Below are 12,221 nucleotides of genomic sequence, written 5' to 3'. Positions count from 1 at the left end.
CCCGTAATTATTTATATCGTTTACAGCAGGGAAAGCTGGTTGGGGTCTTCGCGACGACGTGACTGCGCCTTGCGACGCGGATCGATCACCTGGCCGGCATCCTGCCCTTCGGTGGCGATGCCTTCGATGGCCAGCAGCAGCTTCTTGACATGCAGGCCGCCGGCAAAACCGGTCAGCGCACCGCCCACACCGATGACACGGTGGCAGGGCGCGATGATGGAAATGGGATTGCGGCCATTGGCCGCCCCCACGGCGCGCACCGCCTTTTCATTGCCAAGCTGGCGCGCGATGTCGAGGTAGGTACGGGTCTGGCCGTAGGGGATGTCCAGCAGTGCCGACCAGACCTGGCGCTGGAATTCGGTCCCCTCGAAGTGCAAGGGCAGCTCGAAGCTGTCACGCTCGCCGGCGAAATATTCGCGCAGCTGCTGTTCGGTCTCCAGCAAGACCGGGCGATCCTCGTCCTCCACCATCTCGCCCAGACGCACGCGTAAGGCGTCATCGTCCTCCCACAGGATGGCCGCCAGGTGATCGCCCCTGGCCACCAGCTTGAGCAATCCGGCCGGAGAGGCCATCAGCTTGTAGGCATATTCCATTCGCATCTCTTCTGTTGCATCGAGGGGGTGATTCTACTGTGTCCAAAGACAAGATTGCCAGGCGCTCTGAATAAACTTCGCGCATCCCGTCGCCATGGATGATATATGATATGTATATCATTCATCGCCAAGGAGCCCACGATGAGCCGCATTCTGGTCGACATTCCCGATTCGCAATTGGCAGAGCTGACCCAGATCGTCGATAGCCAGCAGCGTCCGCGTGCTGTCGTCATCCGGGAGGCTATCGCCGCCTACATCGCCCAACACAAGCCGGAGCACGACGCCGAGGTCTTCGGCCTCTGGAAAAAGAAGAAGGTGGACGGGCTGGCCTATCAGAAGGAGCTGCGCTCGGAATGGTAAAGGCGCTCTTCGACACCAATATCCTGGTGGACTATCTCAACGGCATTGTCGCGGCCAAAAAGGAGATGGCACGCTATGAATACCGTGCCATTAGCATCATTACCTGGATGGAGGTAATGGTAGGCGCCTCGGAAGACAATGAAGAGGCCCTGCGTTCGTGGCTATCCTCGTTCCACCTGATCAATCTGGACAGCACCGTGGCCCAGCGCGCCGTGATGATCCGCCAGCAACGGAGAATCCGACTGCCGGACGCCATCGTGTGGGCATCCGCACAGGAACATTCCCTGCTGCTGGTCTCGCGCAACACCAAGGACTTTCCCGCCAATGAGCCCGGAGTACGGGTTCCCTACAAGCTCTAGGCGTCCCGATATGCAGGTGATTCACACCGTCAACACCGAATACCCGCTTTCATTGAGGGCGTCATAGACCCGGGTGCAGCTCCTGCAGAACAGGTGGCTGCGCTTGACATGCCGGTGCCGCAGCACCAGTTGCAGGGCCACTCCATCGCAGTGCGGGCAGGCCTCGCGCATGGGTCCCACCGGGACCACGTCGGCGGTGACGAAGCCGGCCGGCGTCATCACGCCCTCGATGACCTCGCGCGGGTCCAGTTCGACCAGTTTCAACAATAGTGGGGAGGTGCGCTGTACGTGGCGCGGGCGGTCGGGCAGGGCGGCAACGAGGGGGGCCGGACATCCGGATGCCGGGTGGCGATGCTCATGGTGTCTCCTTGGTGAGAACGGCTGAGTCTGATCGGACCTGCGAGAGGAGGAAGGCCGGACGGCACTTCCAGGTGTCGCTTCCACTGGGGCAAGAGATCCAGGCGGTGGCGCGACGAGTCTTTACTCTAGTCGCCCGATCCTGCGACTTCAATGGTGACCGTGAAAGAAATTTGGTGTTGGCGAAGCGACAATCCGCATCGCCCGAGCCAGACGAAAAATCGACATCGCTATGCCATGATTTTTCCAATTGCCAAGCTGCCCTGGTCACGGCTTCGATTTATCGACATCCTCGGCAGCGTGCGGCACGAGGTGCTACAAACCGGTGCATTGGCTCTACAATCGCTGGATGACAACGCTCAATGATATCGAAGCAGCCGCCCGCCGACTGCAAGGCCAGATCCTGGAGACCCCCTGCGTGGAATCGCGCACGCTGTCCCAGATCGTCGGCGCCCAGGTCTTCCTCAAGTTCGAGAACCTGCAATTCACTGCATCCTTCAAGGAGCGCGGTGCCTGCAACAAGATGGTCGACGTTGCCGCCAGCCAGGACGGCGCACGCGGCGTGGTGGCGATGTCGGCCGGCAACCATGCGCAGGGCGTGGCCTATCACGCGCAGCGGCTGGGCCTGCCGGCCACCATCGTCATGCCGCGCTTTACACCTGGCGTGAAGATCGAGCGTACCCGTGGCTTCGGCGCCAACGTGGTACTGCATGGCGACACCCTGGAAGCGGCACGCGCCCATGCCTACGAGCTGGCCGAGAAGGAAGGCCTGACCTTCGTCCATCCCTATGACGACGAAGCCATCATCGCCGGCCAGGGCACGGTCGCGCTGGAAATGATGAAGGCGGTACCAGACCTGGATTGCCTGGTGGTGGCCATCGGCGGTGGCGGACTGCTGGCCGGCATGGCCGTCGCAGCACGGGCCATCAAGCCGGAGATCGAGATCGTGGGTGTACAGACACGGCGTTTTCCGACCATGGTCAATGCGGTCAAGGGGACCGAGCATCCGGTCGGCTCCAGCACCATCGCCGAAGGGATCGCCGTCGGCACACCCGGCACCCTGACCCGCGCCATCATCGCCCGCGAAGCCAACGATCTGTTGCTGGTCGATGAGGGCGATATCGAACAGGCCGTACTGATGCTGCTGGAAATCGAAAAGACCCTGGTCGAAGGCGCGGGTGCGGCCGGACTGGCGGCACTGGTGCGCTATCCGGACCGTTTCCGCGGCAAGCGCGTGGGACTGGTGCTGTCGGGCGGCAACATCGATCCGCTACTGCTGACGGCCATCATCGAGCGCGGCATGGTCCGCGCCGGTCGCCTGGCACGGGTGAAGGTCAGTTCGCGGGACGTCCCTGGCACCCTGGCGCGCATCACCGGCATCGTCGCCGAAGCCGGTGCCAACATCGACGAAGTGCACCACCAGCGCGCCTTTACGCTGCTGGCCGCGCAGAACGTGGATATCGAACTGGTATTGCAGACCCGCGGCCGGCCGCATCTGGCCCAGGTGCTGCAGGCGCTGCGCGCAGCCGGCTTCGAGGCCGAGGAACTGCACTGAGCGCCAGCCCGCCGCGGGAGCCGGTCCTTATCTGCGGCGGTGGAAGCTGATCTTCTGTTCCAGTGGCGGCAAGGTGTCGCCACTGTCACCGCAACCATCACAGGCGCCGCCGCCGCAACCGCCAGCCCTGGCCGGTGGCAGGATGCGCCGGCCCAGCGCCTGCCAGGGTGCGCCACGACGCCGCACCAGCCAGCTCCCCAGCCGCGCCTGCCAGCGCCAGCTCATCGCAGGCGCCAGCTTGCGTGCCATGTAGAGCAGGCTGCCGGCGACCAGCAGGCCGATGATCAGGTATTGCCACCACAAGCTGCTCATGCCAGCCACCCCGCGATCCGATAGGTAAGGAAAGACGCTGCGTAGGCCAGCACGAACATGTAGCCGAAGGACAACGCCACCATGCGCCAGGACTGTGTCTCGCGCCGGATGATGGCCAGCGTGGACATGCACTGCGGCGCGAAGGCGAACCACACCATCAGCGACAGCGCGCTGGCCAGCGAGATATGCGCAGCCAGCGCCGTCTGCAAGGCTGCCCCCTCGTCGCCACCGACGGCGTAGACGGTGGCCAGCGTCGCCACCGCCGTTTCGCGGGCGGCGAAGGCCGGAATCAGCGACAGGCTGATCTGCCAGTTGAATCCCAGCGGTGCAAACAGGTACTGCAGGCTATGGCCGATATGGCCGGCGATGGAATAGTCGATGGCCGCTTCGGTGGCGCCGGCCGGCGGGGCAGGGAAGGTACAGATGGCCCACATCAAGACCGTCAGCGCCAGCATCACGCCGGTCAGGCGCTTGAGGAAGATGGCGCCGCGCTCCCACAAACCCAGCGCGATATCGCGCCAGTGCGGCAGGCGATAGGAGGGCAGTTCCATCAACAGTGCACGCTCCTGGCGCGCACGGCCGATGCGCTTGGCCACCCAGGCCACCAGCATGGCGGCGGCGATGCCCGCCACATACAGGCAGAACAGCGCCAGCCCCTGCAGATTGAAGAAACCCAGCACCGCACGATGCGGAATGAAGGCGCCGATCAGCAAGGCATACACCGGCAGGCGCGCCGAGCAGGTCATCAGTGGCGCCACCAGGATGGTGGCCAGCCGGTCACGTGGATCGGTGATGCTGCGTGCCCCCATGATGCCGGGGATGGCGCAGGCGAAACTGGACAAGAGCGGAATGAACGAGCGCCCGGACAGGCCCACCGACACCATCACCCGGTCCAGCACGAAAGCCGCGCGCGGCAGGTAGCCGGATTCCTCCAGCAGCAGGATGAAGAAGAACAGCACCAGGATCTGCGGCAGGAACCCCAGTACCGTCCCCAGCCCGGCCACCAGGCCATCGGTCACCAGGCCGCGCAGCGGCCCCTCGGGCAACCATTCACCGACCACGCCACCGAGCGTGCCGAAGCCATCGGCAATGGCATCCGTCATCGGCTTGCCGATGGCATATACGGCCTGGAACACCAGGAACATGGTCAGCGCCAGCAGCAGCACGCCCAGCACCGGATGCAGGGCGATGCGGTCGATTGCGTCATCACGCCGGTCGGTCGGTGCCGGCATCACGACGGTGTCCGCCAGCAGGGCGCGCACCTCCACGTGCAGGTCGGCCACTGCCGGCGCCGTGGGTGCCGCCAGCGATTGGGCGTCGTCGATGGCCGCCTGCAAGGCATCGGCACCACCACGCCTGACGGCGATGGTTTCGATGACCGGCATGCCCAGCCGCTGCGACAGTGCCGCCACGTCGACCCGGATACCGCGCCTGGCCGCGGCGTCCATCATGTTCAGGGCCAATACCATGGGCCGCCCCAGGCGCCGCACTTCCAGCACGAAGCGCAGGTGCAGGCGCAGATTGGTGGCATCGGCCACGCAGACGATCAGATCCGGCACCGCCTCGCCCGGGTAGCGTCCCTGCAGCACCGCCTGCGTCACCCGTTCGTCGGGGCTGACCGACTGCAGGCTGTAGGCACCGGGCAGGTCCACCACCCGCACCTGACGGCCGGAAGGGGAAGTAAAGCTGCCCGACTTGCGTTCCACGGTCACGCCGGCATAGTTGGCCACCTTCTGGCGCGCCCCGGTCATCTGGTTGAACAGTGCGGTCTTGCCGCAGTTTGGGTTGCCGACCAGAGCAATGTTGAGTGCGCCCGCGCTCATGCTGCCATTTCCGAACCGGCCTGCAGCGACACCCGCTGCGCTTCGGCCCGCCGCAAGGCAAAACGGGTGGAGCCGATCTGGACCACGATGGGATCGCCACCAAAGGGCGCCGTCGCCACCACCCGTACCGGTTCACCGGTGACGAAACCGAGGTCGCGCAGACGGGCGGCGACGGCATCGGCGGCGTGCAGGTCGGCAACATGATCGACAATGGCGGCAATGCCCTTGGGAAGTTCGGTGAGACGCATGATGGTGTGCTTCAGTCGGTGGAATCAGGAACGATTCTCATTATATTCGTTCACTTTGACGCTTGCCTGACAGAAGCCCAACAGCAGCGGAGGAGGGTACTGACAGTCAGCAAGAGACGCTCAAGCCCGCCAGCTGGCGGAATTCGAGGCGATCGGGGGGATTTCCGACAGGCATCGCGGGCCGGGCCAAGGCTGTTTGCGCATATCAGCTGCGACGATATGTCGCAATCCCGGGGTGCAATCCACACGAAAGTGTTGGATTACAGACAACTAAAAAACGCAACTCTGTGATTTTCTTTTATTATTCGAACAACAAAGTCGCTGAAAGTGTCGCTTCTGCGTCCAAGTGACGGATTTTTTCATGCGTAAATTTTTGCAGCGCACTATACTTAATTTAGTTTCCTTGGGGAAATTTGTACTGGGCCTCGTCGGTTCAGTACACAGGCACCGGCGATACAACCGCATGGGGGCGGCATCGTCGGCACGATCGATTCAAGCAGCTTGCCCGGTCTCTGCCCTGGCAGGCTGAGCAACAACAACAATATGAATCCACATCCAGCAGGTCCAGCCGAATCCGACATGCCGCAGCAAATGCCGCTGCGCTCGTTGCTCGCTGAAATCAGTGCCTTGACGCTGCATGTGCAGCAACTGAGTCGCATGGCGGGGGAGGCCAGCGCACTCATCGAGAACAGCCAGATGCCGGCGCCGGTCGATCCCGAGCCGCTAGGACGGGACGATCGCCTGCAACGCAGCGAGCGGGTACAGCTGGAAGAAGCCATCATGCGCATCTTCGATGAGGTCTTCGGCCCGCGTATCGACACCCTTGAACGCCAGATGAGCATGAGCCTGATCGCCGAGATCGGACCCGCGGCCTTCGTGCAAAAGGTCCTGTGGGGCGAGGAAATCAGCGATATCGCCCTGACCATTGCCCTCGAGCGCATGCTGCCGGCGCTCGAACAACTGGTGGAGGCCTATCCCCAGGCCTTCCTGCAACAGGCCAACAAGCTGCTGGGACGCTTCAAAAGCAACTGAGCAGACCTAGGCAGACCTCGCCCGCGGCCCGTCGCTCATATGGCTTCACGACGCTTCACGACACATCCCGTTCGCCCCCGACGCGCCTGAGCGAACGCTGCAGGTGCGCTGCAAAGCGTGCCGCGGCAATCGATTGCCGGTGGTAGGCCAGCGACAGCTGCGCCCGCGGCGCCGGTTCGCGGATCTCGATGTAGCGCACCTGTGCCAGTTGTACCTGCTCGATGGCTTCCGGGACGATGGAAATCCCCAGCCCGGCGGCCACCAGATTGATGGCCGAGGTCAGCTGCGGCGCCAGCTGGATCACCAGCGGATCGAAGCCGGCCGCCTGGCATGCGCTGAAGATGTTGTCGTACAGCGCCGATCCCTTGCCACGCGGCACCATGATGAAGTTTTCCCCGGCCAGGTCCTGCAGGCGCAGCGATTTGCGTCGTGCCAGCGGATGCGAACGCGGCAAGGCTACCTTCAGCTTCTCGGCCGGCAGTTCCACCACCCCCAGCTCGGCCGACGGCGTCGTGACGATGCGCACAAAGGCCGCATCCAGTTGCGAGGCGGCGATATCGGCCAGCAACTGCTCGGTGATCCCTTCGCTGAGGGAGATTTCCAGCTTGCGATGACGCTCGCGGAATTGCTGGAGCGCATGCGACACCAGCGGATGGAATACCGCCGACGAGGTAAAACCCATGCGCAGCAATCCCACCTCGCCGCTGGCGGCCTGTTGCGCGGCGCGCAGCGCCTGCTCGGCATTGTCCACCGCCGTCTGGGCGTGCGGCAGCAACACCCGTCCCACCTCCGACAGCTCCACGCCATGCGAGGTACGGATGAACAGCGCGCCGCCCACCTCCTGCTCCAGGTCCTTGATCTGCATCGACAGGGGGGGCTGGCCGATGCCGACCTTCTCGGCGGCCCGGGTAAAGCTGCGCTGTTCGGCCACGGCCAGGAAATAGCGGAGATGTCGCAGTTCCATTGTGCTCACCTGATATCTGTTTGATAGATGGCCAGGCCACCTTCCATATATTGGACAATATACCGCATTTATCCCAGACTACCCCTCTCCACAACACATGGCGGTACGCCTTCCTCCGGCGCGTCTGCCGTCCCCTTGCCATGCAGTCGCTCTCCGATTCACCGTCTTCCACTGTCCCGCGCCCGGAAGCGGCACCCACCGCGCACCATGCCATCTCTGCCGCCCCGGCCAGCCATGCCAGCCATGCCAATGGTGGCGCGGTTCGCGGCTCCGCCGACTACCGCCACATCGTGCTGGCGTTGTTCTGCTCGGGCTTCGCCACGTTCTCGCTGCTGTACTGCGTGCAGCCGTTGCTGCCGGCCTTTGCGCAGGAATTCCACATCGGCGCGGCCAGTGCCTCGCTGGCCTTGTCGCTGTCGACGGGCTTCCTGGCGCTCTCCATCCTGTTGGCAGGCATGGTGTCGGAGCGCTTCGGCCGCAAGGAACTGATGTTCGCCTCACTGGCCACCGCCGCCTGCTGCAACCTGCTGGCCGGCATCGCACCGAGCTGGCACCTGATCCTGGTCGCCCGTGCGCTGGAAGGGATCGCCCTGGGCGGCGTGCCGGCCGTGGCCATGGCCTATCTGGCCGAGGAGATCGACGCCGGAGGCCTGGGCTACGCCATGGGGCTGTATGTGGGCGGCAACGCCTTCGGCGGCATGGTCGGTCGGGTCGCCATGAGCACCCTGGCCGAATCCTTCGGCTGGCGCCACGCCATGCTCGCCATCGGCGCGCTGGACCTGGTGCTGGCAGTGGCCTTCGTGATGATGTTGCCGGCCTCACGCAACTTCGTACGCAACGGCACGCTGCGCCTGCGCGACCACGTCGGCCTATGGCGCCGCCACCTCGGCCACGCCCGCCTGCCGCTGACCTTCGGCATCGCGGCGCTGAACATGGGCATCTTCGCCACCTCGTACAACTACGCCGGCTTTCGCCTGATGAGCCCGCCGTTCTCGTTGTCAGCCACGCTGACCGGGCTCATCTTCAGCGCCTACATCTTCGGCATCGTGTCCTCTTCCTGGGCCGGTGCGCTGGCTGACCGCTATGGCCGTGCACCGCTGGTGGCAGCGGGCATCGGCACTTCCTGCGTGGGCCTGTTCCTGACCTGCACGCCCTGGCTGGCAGTGGTCATCGCCGGCATCGTGCTGTTGACCATCGGCTTTTTCACCACCCATTCGGCCGCCAGCAGCTGGGTCGGTCGGCTGGCGGGGCAGGGCAAGGGGCATGCCGCTTCGCTGTACCTGCTGGCGTATTACCTGGGCGGCAGCGTGCTGGGCTCGGTCGGCGGCTGGTTCTGGGAACACGCAGGCTGGAACGCCGTAGCCGCCTTCATGCTGCTGCAGGTCGTGACGGCCGCATGGCTGGCCCGCTGCCTATGGCGGCAGGGTCGCAACTGACACCTCTTTGAGAGCAGAAACGACAAGGCCGGCGCAATGCCGGCCTTGTCGTTTTCGACCGTCCAGTTCACTGCGCCGGCCGGCTCGGATTCCACAGGCGCTGCGCGGTATGGCCCTCATAGGCCTTGCCCTTGGGATAGCTGACCAGTTCCATCTCGGCGCCCCACGGCGCGCGGAAGTGGACCCAGGTCTCGCCACCGGTGTCGCCAGCCGTCATGGTGATCGGCTCACCCAGCACGGTGATGCCGTGCGACTTCAGGTAGGCCACGCCAGCGACGATGTCCTCCGTGTAGAACGCGATGTGCGAGGCACCGGCCTCGGCCAGTTGCGGCATTGCTTTGCTGCCACGCGGATTGACGTACTCGAACAACTCGATGTTGGCGCCGGTCCCGCAGCGGATCATGGCCAGGGTCACGCTGTCGGCGCGCGGCGCGAAGGCCTCTGATTTCTCGGCGGCGGCGGCATCCAGGGGGAAGGGGCCGATCTGCGTCACCGGTACGCAACCGAAGGTATCGATGAAGAAAGCCTCGGCCTGCTTCAGGTCAGGCACATTGATGCCGACGTGATCGACCCCGGCAATCGGAACGCCGGCGGCATGACCCGGTACAGCCATCAGCAGGGCGACTGCGGCCAGAAGGGAAGCAATGAATTTCATGGAAGACTCCGTGCAACGGTAAAGGTGAAAAGTGAAAGGTGATCAATGGGAAGGAGCCACGTCGAGGAAGACGAAGACACTGGCCAGCTTGCCCTCGCGAATGGTGAAGACGTCCTCGCCGTGGATCAGGGCCGGCTGGTCCGGCGGACCGTAATTCCAGGTGACGCGACCCAGACCGTGGTTCCAGCTCACCGGATCGGGCTTGAAGGAAAAACCGGGATGCTGGTCCTGGACCCGTTGCAGCAACTGGCCCACGGCGGCGTGTCCGACCGCCTTGGCCTGGTAGTCGGCGACAAAGAAATCATCGGTATAGACCTGGCCGAAACGCAGGTTGCGGCGCTGCGCATCGGGCTCGTTCCAGATCGTGAAATGCAGGTCGATCAAGGCCTGCGCCTGTGCCACGTCAACGGTGGCGTCACTGGTGAGATGCATGGAAGACTCCTGGGTGAAGGCTGCCGGCGCTGCAAGCAGTGCCAGCGCGGCAAAGAGGGAAAGGGTGGCGACGAGATTTTTCATGGTCGGTCTGGCGATGTAAGACGGCGCTGGCGGACATGCCGTGCCAGCGCCCCCGACATCACACCTGTGCCATGCCACCATCAACAAACAGTTCGATGCCATTGACGAAGCTGGAGGCATCCGACGCCAGGAAAGCTACCACCTTGCCGATTTCCTGCGGTTCGCCCAGGCGGCCCAGCGGCACTTGTGCGGCGAGGAAGTCGAACAGCCCCTGACGCGCTTCATCGGGCACCAGGCCGCCCAGGCCAGGCGTACGGACCGGGCCGGGGCTCACCACGTTGACGCGAATGCCGCGGTCCTTCAGGTCCAGTGCCCAGGAGCGGGCGAAGTTGCGCACCGCGGCCTTGCTGGCACTGTAGACGCTGAAGTTGGCCGTGCCCTGGATGGAGACGGTGGAGGCGGTAAGCACCACCGAGGCGCCATCGACCAGCAGCGGCAGGGCCTTTTGCACGGTGAAGAGCACGCCACGCACATTGGTGCCGAAGATGCGGTCGAAGTGTTCTTCGGTGATCGCGCCCAGCGGCATCATGTCGCCACCACCGGCGTTGGCGAAGAGGATGTCCAGCTTGCCGGCGCTCTTGGCGATCTGGGCATAGACCTGGTCCAGATCGGAGAGGACCGAGGCATCGGCCCGGATACCGGTGGCGGCCACGCCGATGCTGGCCACTGCGGCATCCAGTTCAACCTGGCGGCGACCGGTGATGAAGACACGGGCACCCTGTGCTGCCAGTTCCTGGGCGGTGGCCAGGCCGATGCCGCTGGTGCCGCCGGTGACGAGTGCGATCTTGCCGTCGAGTTGCTTGTTCATGGTGTTGCTCCTTATGTCGGGTGCTGCAATTTGGATGAAATGGACGTCTGCCATGTCGTGGCGCCCCGCCTTGCGTTGCGCTGTGTATCGATCAGGCATGGCTGCACTTTAGCGGCGGTCGATTCCCAGATAAACCGTGTAAAATCAAAATTACTATTCACACACGTGGATAATCTGGACGATCCCGCAGACTTTTCCGGCAGGCGTCGATCAACCAAGGACACTCGACATGGATCAATTGATGGCCATCCGCGGCTTTGCGCGGGTGGTGGAAGCCGGCAGTTTCACGCGGGCTGCCGATTCGCTGGACATGCCCAACGCCACGCTGAGCAAGCAGATACAGGAACTGGAGTCGCACCTGGGCGTGCGACTGCTGCAGCGGACCACGCGCCGCGTCACCGTCACGGCCGAAGGGCGCGACTACTACGAGAAGACCACCCGCATCCTGCGCGACCTGGAGGATATCGATACCTCCTTCGACGCGGCCCGCGTCAAGCCCAAGGGCCAGCTGCGGGTGGATGTCGGTGGTTCGACCGCGCGTGACGTGCTGGTCCCGGCGCTGCCGGAGTTCATGGCGCGCTATCCCGACATCCGCATCGACCTCGGCGTCTCCGACCGTTCGGCCGACCTGATCAGCGACAACATCGATTGCGTCCTCCGCGGCGGCCCGCTGGACAGTTCATCGCTGGTCGCGCGGCACATCGGCAATGCGACGCTGATCACCTGCGCGGCGCCGGCCTACCTGAAGCAGTTCGGCACACCGGCCTATCCGGAAGAACTGAAGAACGGACACCGGCTGGTGAGTTACCTGTCGCCGCAGAATGGCCGGGCCTTTCCCTTCCGTTTCGAACGCAAGGGAGAAAAGCAGGACATCAAGATCGACCATCGCATCGGCGTCAACGAGAGCAACGCCCATCTGGCGGCGGCAATGGCGGGCCTGGGCATCGTGCAGACCTTCAGCTATGCCGCGCGCGACGCACTGGAGCGCGGGGCGCTGGTGGAAATATTGCAGCCCTGGCGACCGGCGGCCTATCCCTTCCACGTGGTCTATCCGCAGAACCGCCATGTCAGCCAGCGCCTGCGGGTCTTCATCGACTGGCTGCTGGAGTGCCTGCCGGCGCGCATCGCCGCCGAGCATATGGCGACTCAAAAAACCGTGACCAAGACCCGCAAGCGCTGAACGGACGCAGGCAAAAAAAATGG

The 12,221-nt window shown here is 64.1% G+C and carries 16 protein-coding genes; 7 read left to right on the top strand and 9 right to left on the bottom strand.

From position 1 onward, the window contains the following. Window positions 1–20: 20 nt before the first annotated feature. Window positions 21–593 (bottom strand): methylated-DNA--[protein]-cysteine S-methyltransferase, encoded by a 573-nt coding sequence (locus HFRIS_RS22620; RefSeq protein ID WP_006465344.1) that lies wholly within the window; start codon window positions 591–593, stop codon window positions 21–23. Window positions 594–734: 141 nt separating this feature from the next. Here HFRIS_RS22620 and HFRIS_RS22615 point away from each other — a divergent pair, with 141 nt between their 5' ends. Both HFRIS_RS22615 and HFRIS_RS22610 read left to right on the top strand, forming a co-directional pair. After that, on the top strand, window positions 735–953 hold the full coding sequence (locus tag HFRIS_RS22615) for a ribbon-helix-helix protein, CopG family (RefSeq protein ID WP_006465343.1): 219 nt from the start codon (window positions 735–737) through the stop codon (window positions 951–953). After that, on the top strand, window positions 947–1,312 hold the full coding sequence (locus HFRIS_RS22610; protein ID WP_006465342.1) for a type II toxin-antitoxin system VapC family toxin: 366 nt from the start codon (window positions 947–949) through the stop codon (window positions 1,310–1,312). Before HFRIS_RS22615 ends, HFRIS_RS22610 begins: the two co-directional genes overlap by 7 nt. Before the next feature lie 21 nt (window positions 1,313–1,333). Here HFRIS_RS22610 and HFRIS_RS22605 read toward each other — a convergent pair whose 3' ends face one another. Then, window positions 1,334–1,576: a hypothetical protein gene (locus HFRIS_RS22605; RefSeq protein ID WP_006465341.1), complete on the bottom strand. Its 243-nt coding sequence runs from the start codon at window positions 1,574–1,576 to the stop codon at window positions 1,334–1,336. Window positions 1,577–1,822: 246 nt separating this feature from the next. Between HFRIS_RS22605 and HFRIS_RS25345 the strand changes: the two genes are divergently transcribed. Together HFRIS_RS25345 and HFRIS_RS22600 are read left to right on the top strand one after the other, a co-directional pair. Then, complete coding sequence (locus tag HFRIS_RS25345) at window positions 1,823–2,035, top strand: hypothetical protein (RefSeq protein WP_152486740.1); 213 nt, start codon at window positions 1,823–1,825, stop codon at window positions 2,033–2,035. Continuing rightward, window positions 2,019–3,224 carry a threonine ammonia-lyase gene (locus HFRIS_RS22600; protein ID WP_006465340.1) on the top strand — a complete coding sequence of 402 codons (1,206 nt, stop codon included), beginning with the start codon at window positions 2,019–2,021 and terminating at the stop codon, window positions 3,222–3,224. Before HFRIS_RS25345 ends, HFRIS_RS22600 begins: the two co-directional genes overlap by 17 nt. A gap of 27 nt (window positions 3,225–3,251) precedes the next feature. Here HFRIS_RS22600 and HFRIS_RS22595 read toward each other — a convergent pair whose 3' ends face one another. From HFRIS_RS22595 to HFRIS_RS22585, 3 genes are read right to left on the bottom strand one after another with little or no spacing between them, the layout of a single operon-like run. Further along, entirely contained in the window at window positions 3,252–3,536 is a 285-nt protein-coding gene (locus tag HFRIS_RS22595) for a DUF6587 family protein (protein WP_006465339.1), read from the bottom strand. Beyond that, a complete protein-coding gene (gene feoB / locus HFRIS_RS22590; protein ID WP_006465338.1) occupies window positions 3,533–5,359 on the bottom strand; it encodes a ferrous iron transporter B in 1,827 nt (608 codons plus the stop codon). Before feoB ends, HFRIS_RS22595 begins: the two co-directional genes overlap by 4 nt. Further along, the gene (locus HFRIS_RS22585) at window positions 5,356–5,607 is read right to left on the bottom strand and encodes a FeoA family protein (RefSeq protein WP_006465337.1); all 252 of its coding nucleotides are present in this window, start codon (window positions 5,605–5,607) and stop codon (window positions 5,356–5,358) included. The genes feoB and HFRIS_RS22585 overlap by 4 nt, the downstream gene beginning before the upstream one ends. Window positions 5,608–6,186: 579 nt before the next feature. On the opposite strand from HFRIS_RS22585, the gene HFRIS_RS22580 reads away from it, so the two are divergent. After that, a complete protein-coding gene (locus HFRIS_RS22580; protein ID WP_039877031.1) occupies window positions 6,187–6,639 on the top strand; it encodes a hypothetical protein in 453 nt (150 codons plus the stop codon). Between the two features lie 55 nt (window positions 6,640–6,694). On the opposite strand, the gene HFRIS_RS22575 is transcribed toward HFRIS_RS22580, so the two are convergent. Further along, window positions 6,695–7,603: a LysR family transcriptional regulator gene (locus HFRIS_RS22575; RefSeq protein WP_006465335.1), complete on the bottom strand. Its 909-nt coding sequence runs from the start codon at window positions 7,601–7,603 to the stop codon at window positions 6,695–6,697. A gap of 140 nt (window positions 7,604–7,743) precedes the next feature. On the opposite strand from HFRIS_RS22575, the gene HFRIS_RS22570 reads away from it, so the two are divergent. Beyond that, window positions 7,744–9,039 (top strand): MFS transporter, encoded by a 1,296-nt coding sequence (locus tag HFRIS_RS22570; protein ID WP_006465334.1) that lies wholly within the window; start codon window positions 7,744–7,746, stop codon window positions 9,037–9,039. Window positions 9,040–9,106: 67 nt separating this feature from the next. Here HFRIS_RS22570 and HFRIS_RS22565 read toward each other — a convergent pair whose 3' ends face one another. The 3 genes from HFRIS_RS22565 to HFRIS_RS22555 are packed head-to-tail and all read right to left on the bottom strand — an operon-like array spanning window position 9,107 to window position 11,018. After that, entirely contained in the window at window positions 9,107–9,694 is a 588-nt protein-coding gene (locus HFRIS_RS22565; RefSeq protein WP_006465333.1) for a VOC family protein, read from the bottom strand. A 42-nt stretch (window positions 9,695–9,736) separates the two neighbouring features. Then, complete coding sequence (locus HFRIS_RS22560) at window positions 9,737–10,210, bottom strand: nuclear transport factor 2-like protein (protein ID WP_244436332.1); 474 nt, start codon at window positions 10,208–10,210, stop codon at window positions 9,737–9,739. 58 nt (window positions 10,211–10,268) lie between these two features. Beyond that, window positions 10,269–11,018 carry an SDR family NAD(P)-dependent oxidoreductase gene (locus tag HFRIS_RS22555; RefSeq protein WP_006465331.1) on the bottom strand — a complete coding sequence of 250 codons (750 nt, stop codon included), beginning with the start codon at window positions 11,016–11,018 and terminating at the stop codon, window positions 10,269–10,271. 229 nt (window positions 11,019–11,247) lie between these two features. Here HFRIS_RS22555 and HFRIS_RS22550 point away from each other — a divergent pair, with 229 nt between their 5' ends. Next, window positions 11,248–12,198 (top strand): LysR family transcriptional regulator, encoded by a 951-nt coding sequence (locus HFRIS_RS22550; RefSeq protein ID WP_006465330.1) that lies wholly within the window; start codon window positions 11,248–11,250, stop codon window positions 12,196–12,198. Window positions 12,199–12,221: the final 23 nt, after the last annotated feature.

The organism is Herbaspirillum frisingense GSF30 (assembly GCF_000300975.2).
In the GTDB taxonomy this organism is placed as follows: Bacteria; Pseudomonadota; Gammaproteobacteria; order Burkholderiales; family Burkholderiaceae_D; genus Herbaspirillum; species Herbaspirillum frisingense.
This window is presented reverse-complemented; position numbering and strand designations above follow the sequence as displayed.

Bases quoted from the DNA above. Each gene is read 5' to 3' on its own strand.
- HFRIS_RS22560 (WP_244436332.1), bottom strand. From the start codon at position 10,210: ATGAAAAATCTCGTCGCCACCCTTTCCCTCTTTGCCGCGCTGGCACTG.
- HFRIS_RS22615 (WP_006465343.1), top strand. From the start codon at position 735: ATGAGCCGCATTCTGGTCGACATTCCCGATTCGCAATTGGCAGAGCTG.
- HFRIS_RS22565 (WP_006465333.1), bottom strand. From the start codon at position 9,694: ATGAAATTCATTGCTTCCCTTCTGGCCGCAGTCGCCCTGCTGATGGCT.
- HFRIS_RS22580 (WP_039877031.1), top strand. From the start codon at position 6,187: ATGCCGCAGCAAATGCCGCTGCGCTCGTTGCTCGCTGAAATCAGTGCC.
- feoB (WP_006465338.1), bottom strand. From the start codon at position 5,359: ATGAGCGCGGGCGCACTCAACATTGCTCTGGTCGGCAACCCAAACTGC.
- HFRIS_RS25345 (WP_152486740.1), top strand. From the start codon at position 1,823: ATGGTGACCGTGAAAGAAATTTGGTGTTGGCGAAGCGACAATCCGCAT.
- HFRIS_RS22595 (WP_006465339.1), bottom strand. From the start codon at position 3,536: ATGAGCAGCTTGTGGTGGCAATACCTGATCATCGGCCTGCTGGTCGCC.
- HFRIS_RS22610 (WP_006465342.1), top strand. From the start codon at position 947: ATGGTAAAGGCGCTCTTCGACACCAATATCCTGGTGGACTATCTCAAC.
- HFRIS_RS22550 (WP_006465330.1), top strand. From the start codon at position 11,248: ATGGATCAATTGATGGCCATCCGCGGCTTTGCGCGGGTGGTGGAAGCC.
- HFRIS_RS22575 (WP_006465335.1), bottom strand. From the start codon at position 7,603: ATGGAACTGCGACATCTCCGCTATTTCCTGGCCGTGGCCGAACAGCGC.
- HFRIS_RS22555 (WP_006465331.1), bottom strand. From the start codon at position 11,018: ATGAACAAGCAACTCGACGGCAAGATCGCACTCGTCACCGGCGGCACC.
- HFRIS_RS22570 (WP_006465334.1), top strand. From the start codon at position 7,744: ATGCAGTCGCTCTCCGATTCACCGTCTTCCACTGTCCCGCGCCCGGAA.
- HFRIS_RS22585 (WP_006465337.1), bottom strand. From the start codon at position 5,607: ATGCGTCTCACCGAACTTCCCAAGGGCATTGCCGCCATTGTCGATCAT.
- HFRIS_RS22600 (WP_006465340.1), top strand. From the start codon at position 2,019: ATGACAACGCTCAATGATATCGAAGCAGCCGCCCGCCGACTGCAAGGC.
- HFRIS_RS22620 (WP_006465344.1), bottom strand. From the start codon at position 593: ATGGAATATGCCTACAAGCTGATGGCCTCTCCGGCCGGATTGCTCAAG.